Here is an 18549-nt window from a genome sequence, read left to right as displayed (position 1 = left end):
AAGGCCGCCGGATCGCTCCGGCGGCCTTTTTGTTTGGTAGGCGGCGACGGGTTCGAACCGCCGACCCTCTCGGTGTAAACGAGATGCTCTGACCAGCTGAGCTAGCCGCCCAAGAAACCGAAGTGGAAACCGGAGCCGGGCTTATGCCCGTTGGGCTTCAACCGTTCAAGGCGCTTTTCAAGCCTTCGCCGGGGCGAAAGCGCGCGGTGCGGGAGGCGGGCCGGGCCACGGCCTGACCTGTCTGGGGGTTGCGGGCGACGCCGGCCTTGCGATCGACAGGGGTGAAACTGCCGAAGCCGATCAGCTTGACGTCCCGACCCTGGGTCAGGGCTTCCACCACGCCGTCGGTGAAGGCTTCGAGCGCCGTCTTGGCCTGATCGCGGCTGATGTTCGCGGCCGTCGCCATACGGCCGATAAGTTCGGCTTTCGTCATATCATCCTCCCAAGCAAACCAGTAAAGGGCGGATCGGCGGTTGCGTCAAAAGCGAAAACGCCGCCGACAGGCGTGTCGGCGGCGTTTCGTCTGCGACTTAGGTCGCGGCTCAGTGGCTTACGGTCGCCGCAGCGCCGTCAAGCGGAGGCACAGGCGCGGGCAGAGGGTCCGTCGCCTCGTCCCATTCGACCGGCGTCAGGGGACCGGTCAAAGCCCAGCGCAGGGCCTCGTCCGCCGTGGAGATCGGCACGATCTCAAGAGCCGATTTGACGTTGTCCGGCACATCGGCGAGGTCCTTCTCGTTCTCCTGCGGGATCAGCACCGTCTTGACGCCGGACCGCAGGGCCGCGAGCAGCTTCTCCTTCAGACCGCCGATGGCCGTGACCCGGCCGCGCAGGGTGATCTCGCCGGTCATGGCGATGTCCTTGCGGATCGGGATGCCGGTCAGGACCGAGACCATGGCCACGGTCATGGCGGCGCCGGCGGACGGGCCGTCCTTGGGCGTGGCGCCGTCCGGCACGTGGACATGGATGTCGGTCTTCTCGAACACCGGCGGCTTGACGCCGAAGGCCAGGGCCCGCGACCGCACATAGGAGGCCGCAGCCGAAATCGACTCCTTCATCACGTCCTTCAGGTTGCCGGTCACGGTCATGCGGCCGCGGCCCGGCATCTTGATGGCCTCGATGGTCAGGATGTCCCCGCCGAACTCGGTCCAGGCCAGGCCGGTGACGATGCCGACCTGATCCTCCTCGTCCGTCTCACCATAGCGGAACTTCCGGACGCCGGCGTATTCGGCCAGCTTCTCGGCGTCCACCGTGATCGACGTGACCTTGGTCTTGGCCATCTCGCGCACGGCCTTGCGAGCCAAGCCGCCCAGGGCGCGTTCCAGCGACCGCACCCCGGCTTCGCGGGTGTAGTAACGGATCAGGTCACGGATCGTGTCTTCCGGCACGATCAGTTCGTCGGCCTTCAGCCCGTGATCGGTCAGTTGCTTGGGCAGGACGTGCCGCTTGGCGATCTCGACCTTTTCGTCCTCGGTGTAGCCCGAGACCCGGATGATCTCCATCCGATCCATCAGCGGCTGCGGCATGTTCAGGCTGTTCGCGGTCGTCACAAACATGACCTGGGACAGGTCGTAGTCGACCTCCAGATAGTGATCGCCGAAGGTCGAGTTCTGGGCCGGGTCCAGCACCTCGAGCAGGGCCGAGGACGGGTCGCCGCGCCAGTCGGACCCCAGCTTGTCGATCTCGTCCAGCAGGACGAAGGCGTTGGTGGTCTTGGCCTTCTTCATCGACTGGATGATCTTGCCGGGCATGGAGCCGATATAGGTCCGGCGGTGGCCGCGGATCTCGCTTTCATCGCGCACGCCGCCCAGCGACATGCGGACATATTCACGCCCGGTCGCCTTGGCGATGGACTTGGCCAGCGAGGTCTTGCCGACGCCGGGAGGGCCGACGAGGCACAGGATCGGCCCCTTCAGGCTGCCGGTGCGGGCCTGGACCGCCAGATATTCGATGATCCGTTCCTTGACCTTCTCCAGGCCGAAGTGATCCTCCTCAAGGATCTCCTCCGCCTTGACCAGATCGATCGGCTTCTGCTTGGCCTTGCCCCACGGCACGGACAGCAGCCAGTCGAGATAGTTCCGGACCACGGTCGACTCGGCGGACATCGGCGACATGTTGCGCAGCTTCTTGACCTCGGCCTCGGCCTTAGCGCGGGCTTCCTTGGACAGGCGCGTCTTACGGATGCGCTTTTCCAGATCCATGATCTCGTCGCGCGCGTCGTCGGTCTCGCCCAGCTCGCGCTGGATCGCCTTCATCTGCTCGTTCAGATAATATTCGCGCTGGGTCTTCTCCATCTGACGCTTCACGCGCGAACGGATCTTCTTCTCGACCTGAAGGACCGAGATCTCGCCCTCCATCAGGCCATAGACTTTCTCCAGCCGCTTGGGCACGTCGAAGGTTTCCAGCAGGCCCTGCTTGTCGATGATCTTGACCGACAGGTGGGCGGCCACCGAGTCCGCCAGCTTGGAGGCGTCGGTGATCTGGGGGATGGAGCTGAGGGCCTCGGGCGGGACCTTCTTGTTCAGCTTCACATAGTTTTCGAACTGCTCGACCACGGCGCGCAGCATGGCTTCGGTCTGGGAGGCGTCGCCCGGCTCGTCCTCGATCTCGACGGCCTCGGCCTCGAAATAGTCCTCGCGGTCGGTGAAGCGGGTCAGGCGCGCCCGGCCCTTGCCCTCTACCAGAACCTTGACGGTGCCGTCGGGCAGTTTCAGCAGCTGCAGCACGCTGGCCAGCACGCCGATCGGATAGATGGCGTCGGGCGACGGATCGTCGTCGACGCTGTTCTTCTGGGTCGCCAGAAGAATCTGCTTTTCGCCCTTCATGATCTCGTCGAGGGCCTTCACCGATTTCTCGCGGCCCACGAAGAGCGGCACGACCATATGCGGGAAGACGACGATGTCTCTCAGCGGCAGGACGGGCAGGATCTTTGTTTCAGTCATGATGCGTACTCCTGGGCCATTGATGATCTCCGGCCCGCCGCCACGGTCGCCCGGACAAGAGGTCCGACCAGCGCATGACAGCCCGTCGATTCCGACGGCGTTCGGATGAGTATGTGGTTTGAAAGAGCCGTGGTTCAAGCGTGGCTGGCGAACGGCCCACACCTGCGTGGTTTGGACGCCGCACGCACATGCGGAATTGGCCTTGTCCTCGCCGTTCTCACGGCGAAGTTCGGGGAGGGCGTGGGACGCCGGGTCTGCACCCGGTGTTTGAGGTTTTAAGTACCGTTTCGGCGCAGTCGTCGTCCCACGCGGTCGTTTTCCACACGCGCTCCGGCTGGCGGCCCTCGTCTTCGAGCCTTGCCGGATCGGCGGGCCGCCTTGCGACGGCTTCGCCGGGGCGGACATGCCGACAAGGATCGACAGCGGCCCGCTTTCCGAAGCGTGCGGCGAGCAGGAGGCGGCATCCATCGCCGCCCCTAAGGCCCCCGGCGGTCTCCTCCCCGCCGGCTTCATCGCTCGACCACAGCCCCGCCGCCGCCAGGGCGCTGGATCCGACGCCCTCCCCATCGGCGGGGATGAGAGGATGATACGGGCGCCGGCGGGCATGGCGGGGAAATAGGGTCGAGATTCTTTTAGGGCGTTGAAATCGTTCGATTCAGACCAGCGTCATTGTGACAGTTGGCCTAGGTTGTCGATCATCACTTTCGTCATTCCGGGCGGAGGGCCGCTTGGCCCGCAGACCCGGAACCCAGCGGCGCGCGAGAGCGCGAACCTGTCGCGGATTAGGTCGTCCGGCATTGTGCGGCGGATGGATTTCGCCTTTGGCGCCGCTGGGTTCCGGGTCTCCGCTGCGCTTCGCCCGGAATGACGAAAGAGGGAGGGCGGCGAGGTGAATGTAGCGCTTTACGTCCGCATTACGCCGGCCCGCGCTTTCGACATGGCGGCTTTACGGGGTTTGGGCGTCTTCTGGTCGGCGAAGGAGAGACCATGAGCCGTTCACATCTACTGGCGGAGTCGCTGAAAAGATCCGCCGACAAACCGTCCACACTGAAGATGGCCTGGACCGTCATCGGCGCTCTGTTCGGTGCGCCGATTCACCGGGGGCCGTCGCGATGATGCAGGGCCATCTGGAAGGCGGGGCCGCCGAGCCGGTCCCGCCGCGACGATACAGGGTCGTGGCACGCGCGGCCGGATGGGCCGTCGCGGTCAACGGCGCGGCGACCCGTCCCCTGCCTGATCGGGCCGCAGCCGAACGGCTTGCGGCGCGGCTGCAGGCCGAGGCCGATCGGTTGAACCGCGACCAGCACAGGCGGGCGCAATGATCGCCGCCCCTCCTCCTTCGCCGCCCGCTGTCGAAACCCTGACGATCCAGCCCGCGAACGGCCGCTGGCTTGTCACCTCGAGCGACGGTTTGTTCGAGGGCGTCTTCACCGACGCCAAGAGCGCCGTTCAGTGCGCCCGGGCCCAGGCGGAAACCCATCCCGGTCATATGCTGGTGCTGGGCGGCTGATCAGATCTTCCCCCGCTTGCAGAGGAAGTGTCGCGTCGTGGCGCGAAGCGACCCGCGTGACGATGGGGGAAGTCTTCTTCCAGCAAGCCAGCCTCCCCTCTCCGACCCTGGTCCGCTGCGCGGACGCCGGGCCACCTCTCCCGCAAGCGGGAGAGGGTCTGAGCGGAGACAGAAAAAGGGCCGGAGCGTTGTCGCTCCGGCCCTTCATTTCAGTGCGGAGGCGACGCCCGATCAGGCGGCGCCGTCGGCCTTCTTCTTGGAGGCCTCGGAATAGATCAGCAGGGGCTGGGCCTTGCCGTCGATGACCTCGGCGTTGACCACCACTTCCTCGACGCCTTCGAAGGTCGGCAGTTCGAACATGGTTTCCAGCAGAATGCCTTCCAGGATCGAACGCAGGCCCCGCGCGCCGGTCTTGCGGGTGATGGCCTTCTTGGCGACGGCGATCAGGGCGTCGTCGGTGAAGGTCAGTTCGACATTCTCCATCTCGAACAGGCGCTTGTACTGTTTGACCAGGGCGTTCTTGGGCTCGGTCAGGATGGTGACCAGGGCCGTTTCGTCCAGATCTTCCAGGGTCGCCAGAACGGGCAGACGGCCGATGAACTCGGGGATCAAACCGAAACGCATCAGGTCGTCGGGCTCGACGCCCTTGAGGATGTCGCCGGTGCGACGCTCGTCGATTTCCTTGACCTGGGCGCCGAAGCCGATCGAGGCCCCTGCCCCGCGCGCCGAGATCACCTTCTCCAGCCCGGCGAAGGCGCCGCCGACGATGAAGAGGATGTTGGCGGTGTCGACCTGCAGGAACTCCTGCTGCGGATGTTTGCGGCCGCCCTGCGGGGGCACGGAGGCGACCGTGCCTTCCATGATCTTCAGCAGGGCCTGCTGCACGCCCTCGCCCGAGACGTCGCGGGTGATCGAGGGATTGTCCGACTTGCGGCTGATCTTGTCGATTTCATCGATATAGACGATGCCGCGCTGGGCCCGTTCGACATTGTAGTCGGAGGCCTGGAGCAGCTTCAGGATGATGTTCTCGACGTCTTCGCCCACATAACCGGCTTCGGTCAGGGTGGTGGCGTCGGCCATGGTGAAGGGCACGTCGATGATTCGGGCCAGCGTCTGGGCCAGCAGCGTCTTGCCCGACCCGGTCGGGCCGATCAGCATGATGTTCGACTTGGCCAGCTCGACGTCGTTGTTCTTCGTCGCGTGGTTCAGACGCTTGTAATGGTTGTGAACGGCGACCGAGAGGACCTTCTTGGCGTGCGACTGGCCGATGACGTAGTCATCAAGGACGTCGCGAATCTCCTTCGGCGTGGGGACGCCGTCGGTGGTCTTCTTGAACCCGATCTTGTGCTCTTCACGGATGATGTCCATGCACAGTTCGACGCATTCATCGCAGATGAACACGGTCGGGCCCGCAATCAGTTTGCGGACCTCGTGCTGGCTCTTTCCGCAGAACGAGCAGTACAGGGTGCTTTTGGCGTCAGAGCCGGCTGCTTTGGTCATAGACCCTTATCTCACTCCCGCGGAGCGGACCGAAATGGCCCGAAACGCGCTTCCTCCACGTTGATTCCAGCACTCTGGACGCAAAGGTCTTCAAAAAATGACAATCACCCATCCCACGTTCAACGACAACCCCGAAGGCGGCAGGGGAATGTTGCAAGGCGGGGATGGATCAGTGTCGGTGGGGATCAAGGCGAATGTCTGACATGGGGAGCTTGCAGGATTTGCGCCAGTCCCGGACGAAGTCGGGAGACGCGCCAGACCCGGGCGCGGCGCCCATCGTGGCCTTTGATTTCGACGGCACCCTGACTATTCGCGACAGTTTCACCGAATTCCTGCGCTGGCGTGCCGGTCCGGGCGGCTGGGCACTGGGCCTGGTCAAGCTGGCGCCCGCCCTGGCCGTCTATGCGCGGGACCGGGATCGGGGTCGGATCAAGGCCGCCTCGGTGAAGGAATTCCTGGCCGGCGAGACGAAGACGGCCCTGGAGGCCGAGGCGACGCAATTCGCAGACACCATCTGGGATCGTTTCATACGGCCCGACGGCCTGAAGGTTTGGAACGATTGGGGCGAACGCGGCGCCCATCGCGTGATTGTGACCGCCTCGCCCGAGACCACGGTGGCGCCCTTTGCACGCAGACTGGGCGCCGAGGCCTTGCTGGGCACCCCGCTGGTGTTCGATTCGGAACAGAGGGTGACGGGCGCCTTTGCTGGGCCGAATTGTCGCGGGCTGGAAAAGGTGCGGCGTCTGAAGGCCGCCTATGGCGAGGACATGGTGCTGACCGCCGCCTATGGCGACACCTCGGGCGACCGCGAGATGCTGGCCATGGCGCAGCAGCCCGGATTCAGGGTGTTCCGCCAGAAGCCGTGACGGTCAGGCGCCGTCCGCGTCCACGTCAAACACGACCGCCTTGCCGCGCGAGGTCGGGTCCCATCCCGCCTCCATGGCCGAGGCGACGGCGTTGCGGACCGCATCGACATTGACGCGCTGCTTCTCGACGTCGGGCCGGCCGTTGGGGCGCAAGGGCGGCGGGAACTGCACGATGGCTTCGCGCTTGAAATCGACGTGGCGCAAAGACACGGCCATGCCCTCCCAGACGTTGCCGCCCTTGGGTTGAGGCTGGCGACGGATTTCCCAAACATAGGTCTCGCCGTCGACCTCGACCGTGCCGCTGGGATCTCGTGTGAACTGCATGACGGTTCCGATAGCACAAAATGAAAAGGGCGCGCCGCGACGGCGCGCCCTTTCGCCATATCATCCGGCGGTTTAGTGGCCGGGCGTCTTGACGCCGTCGGCGTCGGCCTGTTCGCGCTTGTCGTAGACGTGGTCGACGATGCCCCAGGCCTTGGCCTCTTCGGCCGACATGAAGTGGTCGCGGTCCAGGGTCTTTTCGACTTCTTCGTAGGTCCGGCCGGTGTGGTGGACATAGATCTCGTTCAGACGCTTCTTGGTGTAGCGGATGTCGGCGGCGTGCAGCTCGATGTCCGAGGCCTGGCCGCGGAAGCCGCCCGAGGGCTGGTGCACCATGATGCGGGCGTTCGGCAGGGCGATGCGCTGGCCCGCAGCGCCGGCCGTCAGGATCAGCGAGCCGGCCGAGGCGGCCATGCCCATGACCACGGTCGAGACCGGGCTCTTGATGTATTGCATGGTGTCGTAGATCGCGAGCGCCGAGGACACCTGTCCGCCGGGACTGTTGATGTACATGGAGATCTCCTTCTTGGGGTTCTCCGATTCCAGGAACAGCAGCTGGGCGCAGATCAGCGAGGCCATCGTGTCCTCGAAGGGGCCCGTCAGGAAGATGATCCGCTCGCGCAGCAGGCGCGAGAAGATGTCGAAGGAGCGCTCGCCCCGGCTGGACTGCTCCACCACCATGGGGACGAGGTTCATATTCATCAGTTCGATCGGATCGCGCATTCAAGCCTTCTCGGGATGTGGCCCAAAGGGCCTTCTGCGACTCGCACGCCGCATGTCTGAACCGAGATATCGCGTTACAGAGCCCACGACGCAAGGCGCGCGGATGCTATTCCTGGTCGGGGGTGTGCTGACGAAGCAAACCCTCGGCGATCGATCGCGCCATGTCCCGGCTTTGCCAGGCCCAACTGGTCGCGTTGGCGTCGACGCCGTAAAGCGCCCGCAGATAGGCTTGATCCCACCCGGTCATGCCCTGGAGCGAAGCGTTCGGCTGGAACAGATTGAGCACCGTGTCGTAAGGAGCGAAATCAGCCTCGGCGTCAATCTGAGCCAAGGAGACCATGGTGATGTAGTCGGCAAGATCACCGACCGGAACCGTCGCCGTCTTTGTAACGTCGATCACGACGATCACCCAAGCCATATCATAGCGGATATTGGCGCGCAGTCGCGTCACGACACGGTCGGCGAGCACCGGGGGCGCTTCGCCATCCAGCGCGATCGCCAGCTTTCCAGTATCATCGCTGACCGGCATCGCAACATGCCACCAGCGAACGGCGGCGTCGGATGTCTGGAAACGTTCCAACGCCGAGCGCCCCAAATCAGTGCCGCTGTCGCCAGGGTGGAAGCTGCGTTCAGAATCAAGGACGAGCCGCCGCGCAGTGAGATCGGCGGCATCCGTGGCGACTATGATTATATTGCCGCGACAGCCCTCGCCGGCGACGCGGACACCGAGCGCGCCAGCCTCCGCACGAATACGATCCGTGATCTGCGAGGCCAGACCTCGATCAAGATTAACCACGGCGGGGCAGATTGCGCCGCTCCAACGCGCCAGCGTCGCCTGCGGGAATGGAGCGGCCACAGTATCGACAAAAGCCTTGGCCCGAGTCTCGAGAGGGACGGACACACCGTTCACGACAATGTCGGACAGGACGGTGGGAGGGGCGTCAGGCGACGACTGCGGGGCGGTCAAAACCGCTACCGCCATTATCGCCGCCAGACTGTTCATTTACGCCCTCCCGCCTCAGCGCGATCAGCCCTCTTCGTCTTCCTTCAGAAGCTCTTCCTTGGTCATCGGCTTGTCGGTCACTTCGGCCAAGCCGACGATCAAGTCGACGACCTTTTCCTCGTAGATGGGGGCGCGCATCTGGGCGGCGGCGTTGGGGTTCTGGCGGTAGAAGTTCAGAACGGCCTGTTCCTGACCCGGATAGTTGCGGGCTTCCTGCAGCAGGGCGGCGTTCAGCTCCTGGTCGGTGACCTGGACGTTGTTGGCGCGGCCGATCTCGGCCAGGACCAGACCCAGGCGCACGCGGCGCTCGGCGATCTTGCGGTATTCGGCCTTCAGGTCCTCGTCGGACTTGGCGGCGTCTTCCTCCGGCAGGCGGCCGGCGGCCTTGTCGGCCTCGACCTGTTGCCAGATGCCGTCGAACTCGGCCTCGACCATCTTCGGCGGCAGCGGGAAGTCATGGGCCGTGTCCAGCTGGTCCAGCAGGGCGCGCTTCAGCTTGAAGCGGGCGGCGCCGGCGTATTGCTGGTTCAGGTTCTGGCTCAGCAGTTCCTTCAGCTTGTCCAGGGATTCCAGACCGATGCGCTTGGCGAAGTCCTCGTCGACCTTGGCTTCGACCTCGGCCTTGATGGCCTTCACCTTGACGTCGAAGGTGGCCAGCTTGCCGGCCAGATGGGCGGCTTGGTAGTTCTCGGGGAAGGTGACTTCGATGGTCTTTTCTTCACCGACCTTGGCGCCGGTCAGCTGCTCTTCGAAGCCGGGGATGAAACGGCCCGAGCCGATCACCAGGTCCGCGTCCTCGGCGGCGCCGCCGTCGAAGGGTTCGCCGTCCAGCTTGCCCAGGAAGTCGATGGTCAGTTGGTCGCCCTCGGCGGCCTTGACGGTCTTGCCCTTCTTGTCCTCGTAGGACTTGGCCTGGCCGGCGAGCTCGGTCAGGGCTTCGTCAAGATCGGCGTCCGAGGCTTCGTAGGTCGGGCGGTCCAGCTTCAGGGTCTTGGGGTCGACCGGGGTGAAGTCCGGCATGATTTCCAGGGCCATTTCATAGGCCAGGTCTTCCTGACCGGCCATGACCTTGTCCATGTCGGAGGTCAGCTTCATCTCGGCCGGGGCGGCCGGACGGATCTTGGCCTCGTCCAGGGCCTTCTGGCTGGTCTCGTTCAGTTCGGCGTTGATGATCTCGCCCATGAACTCGCGGCCGAAGGTCTTCTTGACGTGGGCGACCGGCACCTTGCCCGGACGGAAGCCCTTGAGCTTCACCTGGGGGGCGACTTCCTTGACGCGGGCTTCGAGCTTCTCGTTCAGCTCCGCGACGGGAATGGTGACCGCGAACACGCGGCTGAGGCCTTCGTTCGACTTTTCGACGACTTGCATGGTCGGGATTTCTGACGCTCTGGGGCGCGTGGACCGTCGAGACGGCCGGCGCGGAATGGATAAAGCAAGAAGGCCGCCCCGTTAGGAGCGGCGCCTCGAAGCCCGCCCTTATGTCGAGAAGGGCCCCAAAGGTCAACGTGAGCGTGGCCTCGGACGGTGGTTTCACGCCGCATCGGGGGTTATGTTGGCCGAATGAGCCAGCCCGCCTCCCCCATCGGCGTCTTCGTCACGCCCGTCACCCCGCTTCAGCAGAACTGCACCACCGTCTGGTGCACCGCCACAAACAAGGCGGCGGTGATCGATCCCGGCGGCTCGGTGGATGCGGTTTTGGGCGAGGTGGCGCGGCGCGGCCTGACCCTGGACCAGATATGGATCACCCACGGTCACCTGGATCACGCCGGCGGCGCGGCGGAAATGCAGGAAAAGACCGGGGTCCAGATCACCGGGCCGCAGAAGGCCGATCAGTTCTGGATCGACCGGATCGTGGAAAGCGGTCAGATGTACGGCCTGCCGGACGCCCGCCCCTTCACCCCCGACCGCTGGCTGGAGGACGGCGACACGGTCAGCCTGGGCGAAACGACCTGGGAGGTGCGCCACTGCCCCGGCCATACGCCGGGCCATGTGATCTTCTTCAATCGGGCGGCGCGATTCGCCCAGGTCGGCGACGTCCTGTTCAAGGGGTCGGTGGGCCGCACCGACTTTCCGATGAGCGATCCGCCCGCCCTGATCCGCGCCGTGGTCGAAAAACTGTGGCCGCTGGGCGACGACGTGACCTTCGTGCCGGGGCATGGGCCGATCTCGACCTTCGGCGAGGAGCGGCGGACCAATCCCTTCGTGTCGGATGCGGCGCTGCAAAGGGCGCCGATCCAGCGGGAACCGGTGGGGCCGGCCTAGATCAGCGCCGTAGCAGCATGCCGATGATCACGCCGACGCCCAGGGCGTAGAGAGTCGTCTTCATCGGTTCGTCGCGGATGCCGTCGCGGGTCCGTTCAACGCGCCCGATGACCTTCTGTCGGATCAGTTCGGCGTCTTCGCGCACGGCCTGACGAATGGAGGTCGTGTCTTCAAAGCTGCGGCCCTCGGCCAGGATGGCGTCGGCCTGACGGTCCAGACGTTGGGTCAGGCTGTCGTCTTCCAGGACAATGTCGTCGGCTACGGTCGAGGTGATGGGGGTTTGGGTCATGATGCTCTCCGGGTTCCGAGAATGAACCGGTGCGGCCAATTCCGGTTCCGCGTGAACATCGCCCTTCCCACAGCGTTCTATCGAGCCAAGGAGAAGCCCCATGACCTATATCGAACCGACACCGCCCGGAACGCCCCAACCCGAAATCCAGCCCGAGCCGTCGCCCCAGCCGGAAATCGATCCTTCGGATGTGCCGCAAGAGGTTCCGCCGATGGATCCGGGCGGCGGCGGAGAAGGTGATTCTCGCCCTTACGGCGCCGTTTGAAGTCAAGGCCTGAAAACCTTCCGACCTGCGACAGTAAAACCAAGTTCCGCACGGAACCGTCACCGAGTCACAGGGTTCATTTCGGCAAGCGCAACCGCAGCACTGAAAGGAACACCGATGGACAGCCAACCCTCGCGACCCTCCGGCGTTTCCAAGCGAGGCTTCGCCTCGATGGATCCGGAACGGCAGCGCGAAATCGCGCGCAAAGGGGGCGCCAGCGTTCCCAGCGAAAAGAGAAGCTTCTCCCAGGATCGCAGTCTGGCCGCCCAAGCCGGACGCAAGGGCGGCGAGGCTTCGCACGGGCCGAAGAAGGACGCGGCGACTAACGAAGCCGAGTGATACGGCTTCAGTGAGATTCTGCCGGGCGGCGCGTCAAAGATGCGCCGCCCTTTTTCTGTTCCCGGTCATCCTCGGAAAAGCCAGGAAAAGACCAGGATAAACCGACACCGGCAAAGGCCGGACGGCGCCGTCGCCGTCGCCGTCGCCGAAAGCGGACGTGGTGATCGTCTGCGAGGGGTGGGAAGCGGACGTTGACGATAGCCCTCGGTGGCCGGTCTAACCAATGGCTGTAGAAGCTGGGCTAGTCCCCAATGCGCTCACCTGTCGCGCTGGCCGGGTTGGGCCAGTCGAACAGAATGCGCAGCACGGCCTCGAGACCCGGAGATGTTTCACATTCCAAGGTCAGGCGTCGCGGCGGACCGTCGACGGTGACATCCAGCGCGATTGAAGGCGTGTCTACGCACTCCTCGCCACTTCGAGACGCCGGTCTATCATATAGAGAAGGGTCCGCGACGGCGGTGTCCAAGGCGAGTGAGTCTTCCGCCGATAGTAGGACGCGCTGGGTTTGGCCGAGCGCATAAACACGACGCTCTATTGTCCAGCGTGACACCCCTCTGGTGGCGGTGGCACCCTGTGGAAACCCCAAGGGATCTCCGATCTCGGCTTCAAGCCGATAGTTTTGGGGCGCCGTGGAGCATCCCGCGACTAGCAAGGCGGCTGCGACAGGCGCAAGGCCCATGCTGAAGTGATGCATCCTTGTCGCTAAAGCGGGGCTTCTGAGCATGGTCGAGGCTTGCCATCCAGTAGGGACGTTACCGGTAAATCGGATCGAACGCGATCTCGCCAGGGTCTGCAATGGGTCGATTGCAGTCCTGGGCTTCACAGCCGAAAGTGGACGTAGGCCTCCAAGCCAGAAAACGGTCGCGGTCGATGTCTGCCAAGGGTGGGGAGCGGACTTAGGGGCAAACGGGGAAATAGCGTCCGCCGACGCTCACCAACTGGCCCACATCGTCAGTCTGCCAAACCACATCAAGTTCGTTTCTGCATACCCCACTGGACCATTCCGCTTTGGCTGTCCGTTTCGATTGATCGATGATGAAGCCCTGGGAACTCAACGTGGTGACCAGTTCGGCTTCCGAGCTTCCGAGCGGAAACCTCTGTGCGAGGCGAGGCGGCCACTCTTCGTTGGCGATTGAGACTTCCATCCCTTCCGCGATTGGGGGCGGCTTCTCATTCGGCAAACAACCGCCGAGCAACATTATCAATGCAGCGGCAGACCAGTGTTTCATCTTCGGATCATGTGGCAGCGGCTCAATGTCCGCAACGGGTCGGTTTGCGAAATAGGCATTGAGGCCGGAACCGGACGTTGACGGGTTTGGTCCATCAGCGGACGCCGGAAGGTTCAGCTTCGGGTGGAAAACGGACTTCAGCTTCGAAGTTCGGACCGCCAATAGAAGCCCGTTTCATCTGCTTCCAATAGGATGCCGAAAGCGGGATCCACAACGACGGTGCCGTCGTGCATTATATCGTCAGGCTTACCTTGTTCATTCGCATCTTCGGAGACCAAGACAAATCTGCGGTCAACGGCGCTGTCCAGTATAAGCCCCAAGGCAGCTAGATCCCGAACCGTGCCATTAGTTGGACGGTAGCCTCGCTCAGTCACGCGGGCATTGAAGTCGCAAAAAATCTCGGGATAGGGCGATACCGTGCGGATAGTCATGAGAGCAGTTTATCTCGGGTCCTGCATGTCGCAAATGGGTCGGTTTCGATCCTGATCTTTAACGCCGAAAACGGACGTTGGCCTCAAGGCCGGAAAGCGGTCGCGGTCGACGTCAGCTAGGGGTGGGAACGGACGTTAGCTCCCCAAGACCCGATCCGCCGCTTTCGGCTCGATGGCGAGTAAATGAGCAATCTCCTCAACGGTGATGTCAGGTCGCTCTTTCCTCAAGTCCTCTGCCGTCGCGACGAGCGCCGGTGACCGAGGATCGAGAAATGTCCATGCCTGACTAAGCGTCCTGCCCAGCCGCAAAACGCGCTCGTAAGAGATGAAATCATCAGGCCAATGGCCGCCCTCAAGTAAGTGGTAGGCCTCGGCCAGGTCCAGCCGCTTGAGGTAGAAGTTGTCATAGATGCGGTCATCTTGAGCGAAGAGCCATTCCTGCTCACAGGCGCGGCACTTTGACAGGTAGAGCCACCAAAGTCCGGTGCTGTGGTCACGAATGTTGTTCAGCGTAGCGAACACCCGATCGTCTTGCCCGTCTCCGCCCATCGGAACGACAGCAAGGTTCGGCAAGGAGCGGCAGCAACAATCTTCCATTGGATCATCTTGTGACCGGGAGCCAATGTCCGCAACGGGTCGCGAAGCGAAATTGACCCGTCGCCAGAAAGCCGACGTTCAGATCGCGACTGCAGGCGTTGTCGGCTCTGGCGAAGGCTCGCCCCGGGGTTTTACCCTCGCAACAAGGCCAGGGCGACGCGGGGTTCGGGCGAAACCTCGAAACCGGCCATGGACCAGCCGGACTCCTTGGCCAGTGCGGCGACCGAATCCTGCGTGAACTTGCGCGAGCTTTCGGTGTGGATGGTCTCTCCGGCCATGAAGCTGAAGGCGCTGTCGCCGACGCGGGCGGTGGTTTGGCGTGTGGCCTGGAGGTGCATCTCCATTCGGGACTGATCCGGGTTCCAGACGGCGCGGTGGGCGAAGGCGTCGAGGTCGAAATCGGCGTCCAGTTCGGCGTTGGCGCGGACAAGGAGGTTCAGGTTGAAGGCGGCGGTGACGCCCTGACTGTCGTCATAGGCGGCGACCAGGGTCGCGGGATCCTTGACCAGATCGACGCCCAGAATGAACAGCGCCCCCTCCCCCAACATCCGGCGCGCCGAGGCCAGGAACCGCACCGCCTCCTCGGGCTCCAGATTGCCGATGGTCGAACCGGGGAAGAAACCGATGCGCCGGCCGTGCGGCAAATCGTCCGGCAGGGGCGCCAGATGTTCGAAGTCGCCGAGCACCGGCTGGACCCGCAGGCCGGGATAGTCGGCGCGGAGGCGGGTCGCGGCGTCCAGCAGGGCCGTCTCGCTGATGTCCAGCGGCACATAGGCGCCGAGGTCGGGCGCCGCGTCCAGCAGGATGCGGGTCTTTTCGCTGGCGCCCGATCCGAACTCCACCAGGACGGCGTCGGGGCCGAAGTCGGCGGTCAGGGCGGCGGCGCGGTCGCGCAACAGGGCCGTCTCCTGACGGGTCGGATAATATTCCGGCAGGGCGGTGATCTCTTCGAACAGGCGCGAGCCCTCGGCGTCGTAGAACCATTTGGGCGGCACGGCCTTCTGGCCGCGCGACAGGCCCTGGACCAGATCACGCCGGAAGGCGGCGGTCTGGGCGTCGTCCTCGGGGTACACCTTGCGCTCGTGCGGGGCGTCTTCGGCCAGTCTCAAACCCATGAAGGCCCACCTCTGTTGGGGGTAGAAGAAGTTGCGATAGGTGATGCGGTCATGGCCGGGGGGCGTGGCGAAGGCGCCGCCGCGCAGGACCATTTGATTGGCCATGAACTTGCCGTTGTACTCGGCCGCCGTGCCCGGCGTCGGCTGGAAGCCGGGGTATGGCGCGTAGGCGCTTGACGTCCACTGCCAGACTTCGCCGGACAGGTTGGAGAAGGCGTCGGGCGCCGAGGTCGCGGCGTGCTCCCATTCCGCCTCGGACGGCAGGCGTTTGCCGGCCCAGCGGGCATAGGCGTCGGCCTCGTAGAAGCTGACATGACGCACCGGCGCGGCGGGATCGACGGGGGCGCGACCGGTCAGGCTCAGGACGGTCCAATCGTCGCCGTCGCGGCGCCAGTAGAGCGGCGCGGTCCAGCCTTCGGCCTTCACCGTCGCCCAGCCGTCGGACAGCCACAGCTCGGGTCGGGCGTAGCCGCCGTCGGCGATGAAGCCCAGCCAGTCGCCGTTGGTCACGAGGTCGGCGGCCAGGGCGAAGGGCTCGAGCCAGACGCGGTGCGACGGGCCCTCGTTGTCGAAGGCGAAACCGGCGCCGTCGTGGCCGATTGAGACCAGGCCGCCGTCGAAGGCGACGCCGCCGCCGCGCGGGGCCTCCAGCGGCGCCTGACGCGGCTCGACCGCATAGGCGGCGGGGTCCAGCGGCGAGCGCGACATCAGGTTCAGCAGATCCATCAGGAACAGCTCCTGGTGCTGCTGGTCGTGGTGCAGGCCCAGTTCGAACAGGTAGAGTTGCTGACCGCTGGACGGACCCGAGGCCAGCCAGGCGGCCATGCGCCGGTCGATTTCGCGGCGATAAGTCAGGACCTCGTCCACCGAGGGGCGGGTCATCAGGCCGCGATGGGGCCGGGGCACCCGTTCGCCCAGGGCCTCGTAGTAGGAGTTGAACAGCTGTTGGAATCGCGGATCGACCGGCTGGTAGTCCGGATCGGCCGACAGGATCATCGCCTCGAAGAACCAGCTGGTGTGGGCCAGGTGCCATTTGCCGGGACTGCAATCCGGCATGGACTGGGCCGACAGGTCCTCGGGCGAAAGGCCGTCGGCCAGGGCGGGCATGGCGGCCCGGGTCTCCCTGAAACGCGCCACATCCGACGCCGCCCGCGTATCGGGCTCGAAGCGAGCATTCATGTCAGCCGTTCCGTCCCGCCTCAGCCCCGAAGCCCCGGCGGGCGTCGCGTCGTCCAAGCAGAACGAACGTCACGCCTCAGCCGGAGTTCCCCTGATCTAGGAAGCGTAACGGTGAATTCAACGCACCGGCTTGCCGCCGTGTTTGGCGTATTCCAGCCGGGCGATGCTGCGGTTGTGAACCTCGTCCGGGCCGTCGGCGATCCGCAGGGTGCGGACGGTCGCATAGAGTTCGGCCAAGGGCGTATCGCCCGAGACGCCGGCGCCGCCGAAGGCCTGGATGGCGTCGTCGATGACCTGAAGCGCCATGCGAGGGGCGGCGACCTTGATCTGGGCGATTTCGGAGCGAGCGTTCTTGGCCCCCGCCTCGTCCATCATCCAGGCGGCCTTCATCACCAGAAGCCGGCACATCTCGATATTGGTGCGGGCGTCGGCGACCCGCTGCTCCCAGACCGAATGTTCGGCCAGCTGTTTCCTGAAGGCGGTGCGGTTCAAGAGGCGCTTCACCATCAGCTCCAGCGCCCGCTCGGCCGCGCCGATCACGCGCATGCAGTGGTGGATACGGCCGGGGCCAAGCCGCCCCTGGGCGATCTCGAACCCCCGGCCTTCGCCAGCGATCAGGTTCGAGGCGGGGACGCGGACGTTCTCCAGCACCACCTCGGCGTGGCCGATAGGGCGTTCGTCATAGCCGAACACCGACAGCATCCGCTCGACCCGGAAGCCGGGCGTGTCGACGGGGACGATGATCTGGGACTGCTGGGCGTGGGTCGCGGCGTCCGGGTCGGTCTTGCCCATGACGATGGTCACGGCGACGTTCGGATGGGCCATATTGGTCGACCACCATTTGCGGCCGTTGATGACATAGTGGTCGCCGTCGCGCTCGATCCGGGTCTGGATATTGGTGGCGTCGGACGAGGCGACCTCGGGCTCGGTCATCAGGAAGGCCGAGCGGATCTGGCCGGCCATCAGGGGCTTCAGCCAGCGCTCCTGCTGGGCGGCGTCGCCGTACATGTGCAGGACTTCCATATTGCCGGTGTCGGGGGCGTTGCAGTTGAACACCTCCGACGACCACAGATGGGCGCCCATCATCTCGGCCAGAGGCGCGTAGTCGAGGTTAGTCAGGCCGGCCCCATGCTCGCCCGGCAGGAACATGTTCCACAGGCCCGCCTCGCGCGCAGCGGCCTTCATGGCCTCCATGACCGGGGGCTGGCGGTTCGGGTTCTCGCGCACCTGGGCGAAATATTCGGCCTCGCGCGGGATGACCTGTTCGTCGAGGAAACGGCGCACGCGGGCGTGCCAGTCCAGGGCGCGGTCGGAATGTCTGAAGTCCATGTCGTTTCCTCGTTTTTCGTTCGCGTCTCTGACGGGCGCTGAAGACGAAAACGGCGCGGCCCCGAGGGGAGCCGCGCCGCAATCAACTGTTGCTCAGCCTGGCATCAGCGCTTCAGCAGCGGGGCCAGTTTCTGGGCGATCATCATGTCGCCGGCGATCTTCAGCTTGCCCTGCATGAAGGCCATCATCGGATCCAGCTTGCCTTCCGACAGGGCCATGAAGTCATCCCATTTCATCGAGACGGTGGCGTCGGCGGGCTTGTCTTCGTTGGTGACGGTGTTCGGCACCGAGGCGCCGTCGATGAAGATCTTGCCCTCGTCGCCGAGGTCGAGCTTCACGGTCTTGCCGAGGCCGGAGTTGTCGCCGACGGCGCCGCGGATGTGTTCTGTGACTTGTGCGAGATCAGGCATTGGAGGCGTCTCCCTTGGACGTTGGAACACATGCCGTAACCCGCATCGTGCAGGGCGCCAAGATCACGTCGGGTAAAGCTGTCGTCACTTGTCGTCGGACGAGCGCGAATACAGACCGGCCAGGGCCAGCGCGGCCATGAAGAAGACGAAGGCCGCGACGATAGCGGCGACGAACGGGACTGCGTCCTGGGGCATGAGAAATCTCCTCCCCCCACGATTGCGCCGTCAGACAGGGTTCGCCT

Annotated in this window: 21 protein-coding genes and 1 tRNA gene; 7 read left to right on the top strand and 15 right to left on the bottom strand. The window is 64.6% G+C overall.

Annotation, left to right across the window (positions count from 1 at the left end):
* Positions 1–34: 34 nt before the first annotated feature.
* The 3 genes from GGR11_RS01845 to lon form a co-directional block, all read right to left on the bottom strand.
* Positions 35–111 (bottom strand) — tRNA-Val (locus GGR11_RS01845).
* Positions 112–157: 46 nt separating this feature from the next.
* On the bottom strand, positions 158–433 hold the full coding sequence (locus tag GGR11_RS01840) for an HU family DNA-binding protein (RefSeq protein WP_008260193.1): 276 nt from the start codon (positions 431–433) through the stop codon (positions 158–160).
* Between the two features lie 109 nt (positions 434–542).
* The gene (lon, locus tag GGR11_RS01835; protein ID WP_183195151.1) at positions 543–2939 is read right to left on the bottom strand and encodes an endopeptidase La; all 2397 of its coding nucleotides are present in this window, start codon (positions 2937–2939) and stop codon (positions 543–545) included.
* Between the two features lie 987 nt (positions 2940–3926).
* Here lon and GGR11_RS16845 point away from each other — a divergent pair.
* The 3 genes from GGR11_RS16845 to GGR11_RS01825 are packed head-to-tail and all read left to right on the top strand — an operon-like array spanning position 3927 to position 4449.
* Entirely contained in the window at positions 3927–4055 is a 129-nt protein-coding gene (locus GGR11_RS16845) for a hypothetical protein (protein ID WP_008261949.1), read from the top strand.
* Positions 4052–4261, top strand: a complete 210-nt coding sequence (locus GGR11_RS01830) for a hypothetical protein (RefSeq protein ID WP_183195150.1) — start codon at positions 4052–4054, stop codon at positions 4259–4261. The genes GGR11_RS16845 and GGR11_RS01830 overlap by 4 nt, the downstream gene beginning before the upstream one ends.
* Positions 4258–4449, top strand: a complete 192-nt coding sequence (locus tag GGR11_RS01825) for a hypothetical protein (protein ID WP_183195149.1) — start codon at positions 4258–4260, stop codon at positions 4447–4449. The genes GGR11_RS01830 and GGR11_RS01825 overlap by 4 nt, the downstream gene beginning before the upstream one ends.
* 231 nt (positions 4450–4680) lie before the next feature.
* Here the strand turns inward: GGR11_RS01825 and clpX are convergent, their stop codons facing one another.
* On the bottom strand, positions 4681–5949 hold the full coding sequence (gene clpX, locus GGR11_RS01820; RefSeq protein ID WP_008260240.1) for an ATP-dependent Clp protease ATP-binding subunit ClpX: 1269 nt from the start codon (positions 5947–5949) through the stop codon (positions 4681–4683).
* Positions 5950–6143: 194 nt separating this feature from the next.
* On the opposite strand from clpX, the gene GGR11_RS01815 reads away from it, so the two are divergent.
* On the top strand, positions 6144–6815 hold the full coding sequence (locus GGR11_RS01815; RefSeq protein WP_246331485.1) for an HAD-IB family hydrolase: 672 nt from the start codon (positions 6144–6146) through the stop codon (positions 6813–6815).
* 3 nt (positions 6816–6818) lie between these two features.
* On the opposite strand, the gene GGR11_RS01810 is transcribed toward GGR11_RS01815, so the two are convergent.
* The 4 genes from GGR11_RS01810 to tig form a co-directional block, all read right to left on the bottom strand.
* Complete coding sequence (locus tag GGR11_RS01810) at positions 6819–7139, bottom strand: hypothetical protein (protein ID WP_183195148.1); 321 nt, start codon at positions 7137–7139, stop codon at positions 6819–6821.
* Between the two features lie 72 nt (positions 7140–7211).
* Entirely contained in the window at positions 7212–7859 is a 648-nt protein-coding gene (locus tag GGR11_RS01805; RefSeq protein WP_008264353.1) for an ATP-dependent Clp protease proteolytic subunit, read from the bottom strand.
* Positions 7860–7965: 106 nt separating this feature from the next.
* Positions 7966–8862, bottom strand: coding sequence for a hypothetical protein (locus GGR11_RS01800; protein ID WP_183195147.1), 897 nt, complete (start codon positions 8860–8862; stop codon positions 7966–7968).
* Between the two features lie 24 nt (positions 8863–8886).
* Entirely contained in the window at positions 8887–10230 is a 1344-nt protein-coding gene (tig, locus tag GGR11_RS01795) for a trigger factor (RefSeq protein ID WP_183195146.1), read from the bottom strand.
* Between the two features lie 192 nt (positions 10231–10422).
* On the opposite strand from tig, the gene GGR11_RS01790 reads away from it, so the two are divergent.
* Positions 10423–11124, top strand: a complete 702-nt coding sequence (locus GGR11_RS01790) for an MBL fold metallo-hydrolase (protein ID WP_221205071.1) — start codon at positions 10423–10425, stop codon at positions 11122–11124.
* Position 11125: 1 nt separating this feature from the next.
* Here GGR11_RS01790 and GGR11_RS01785 read toward each other — a convergent pair whose 3' ends face one another.
* Entirely contained in the window at positions 11126–11413 is a 288-nt protein-coding gene (locus tag GGR11_RS01785; protein WP_183195145.1) for a DUF883 C-terminal domain-containing protein, read from the bottom strand.
* Between the two features lie 100 nt (positions 11414–11513).
* Here GGR11_RS01785 and GGR11_RS01780 point away from each other — a divergent pair, with 100 nt between their 5' ends.
* Both GGR11_RS01780 and GGR11_RS01775 read left to right on the top strand, forming a co-directional pair.
* Positions 11514–11678 carry a hypothetical protein gene (locus GGR11_RS01780; RefSeq protein WP_183195144.1) on the top strand — a complete coding sequence of 55 codons (165 nt, stop codon included), beginning with the start codon at positions 11514–11516 and terminating at the stop codon, positions 11676–11678.
* 117 nt (positions 11679–11795) lie between these two features.
* Entirely contained in the window at positions 11796–12017 is a 222-nt protein-coding gene (locus GGR11_RS01775) for a con-10 family general stress protein (protein WP_183195143.1), read from the top strand.
* An 896-nt stretch (positions 12018–12913) separates the two neighbouring features.
* Here GGR11_RS01775 and GGR11_RS01770 read toward each other — a convergent pair.
* The 6 genes from GGR11_RS01770 to GGR11_RS01745 form a co-directional block, all read right to left on the bottom strand.
* Positions 12914–13246 (bottom strand): hypothetical protein, encoded by a 333-nt coding sequence (locus tag GGR11_RS01770; protein WP_183195142.1) that lies wholly within the window; start codon positions 13244–13246, stop codon positions 12914–12916.
* 137 nt (positions 13247–13383) lie between these two features.
* Positions 13384–13677, bottom strand: coding sequence for a hypothetical protein (locus tag GGR11_RS01765; RefSeq protein WP_183195141.1), 294 nt, complete (start codon positions 13675–13677; stop codon positions 13384–13386).
* Between the two features lie 135 nt (positions 13678–13812).
* Entirely contained in the window at positions 13813–14199 is a 387-nt protein-coding gene (locus GGR11_RS01760) for a hypothetical protein (RefSeq protein WP_183195140.1), read from the bottom strand.
* A 206-nt stretch (positions 14200–14405) separates the two neighbouring features.
* A complete protein-coding gene (egtB, locus tag GGR11_RS01755; RefSeq protein WP_183195139.1) occupies positions 14406–16568 on the bottom strand; it encodes an ergothioneine biosynthesis protein EgtB in 2163 nt (720 codons plus the stop codon).
* A 117-nt stretch (positions 16569–16685) separates the two neighbouring features.
* Positions 16686–17897, bottom strand: a complete 1212-nt coding sequence (locus GGR11_RS01750; RefSeq protein WP_183195138.1) for an acyl-CoA dehydrogenase family protein — start codon at positions 17895–17897, stop codon at positions 16686–16688.
* A gap of 104 nt (positions 17898–18001) precedes the next feature.
* Positions 18002–18307, bottom strand: coding sequence for an SCP2 sterol-binding domain-containing protein (locus GGR11_RS01745; RefSeq protein ID WP_154726859.1), 306 nt, complete (start codon positions 18305–18307; stop codon positions 18002–18004).
* Positions 18308–18549: the final 242 nt, after the last annotated feature.

The organism is Brevundimonas mediterranea, assembly GCF_014196125.1.
Lineage (GTDB): Bacteria > Pseudomonadota > Alphaproteobacteria > Caulobacterales > Caulobacteraceae > Brevundimonas > Brevundimonas mediterranea.
Note: the sequence above shows the minus strand (reverse complement) of the source record. Positions and strands in the feature narration are given on the sequence as shown.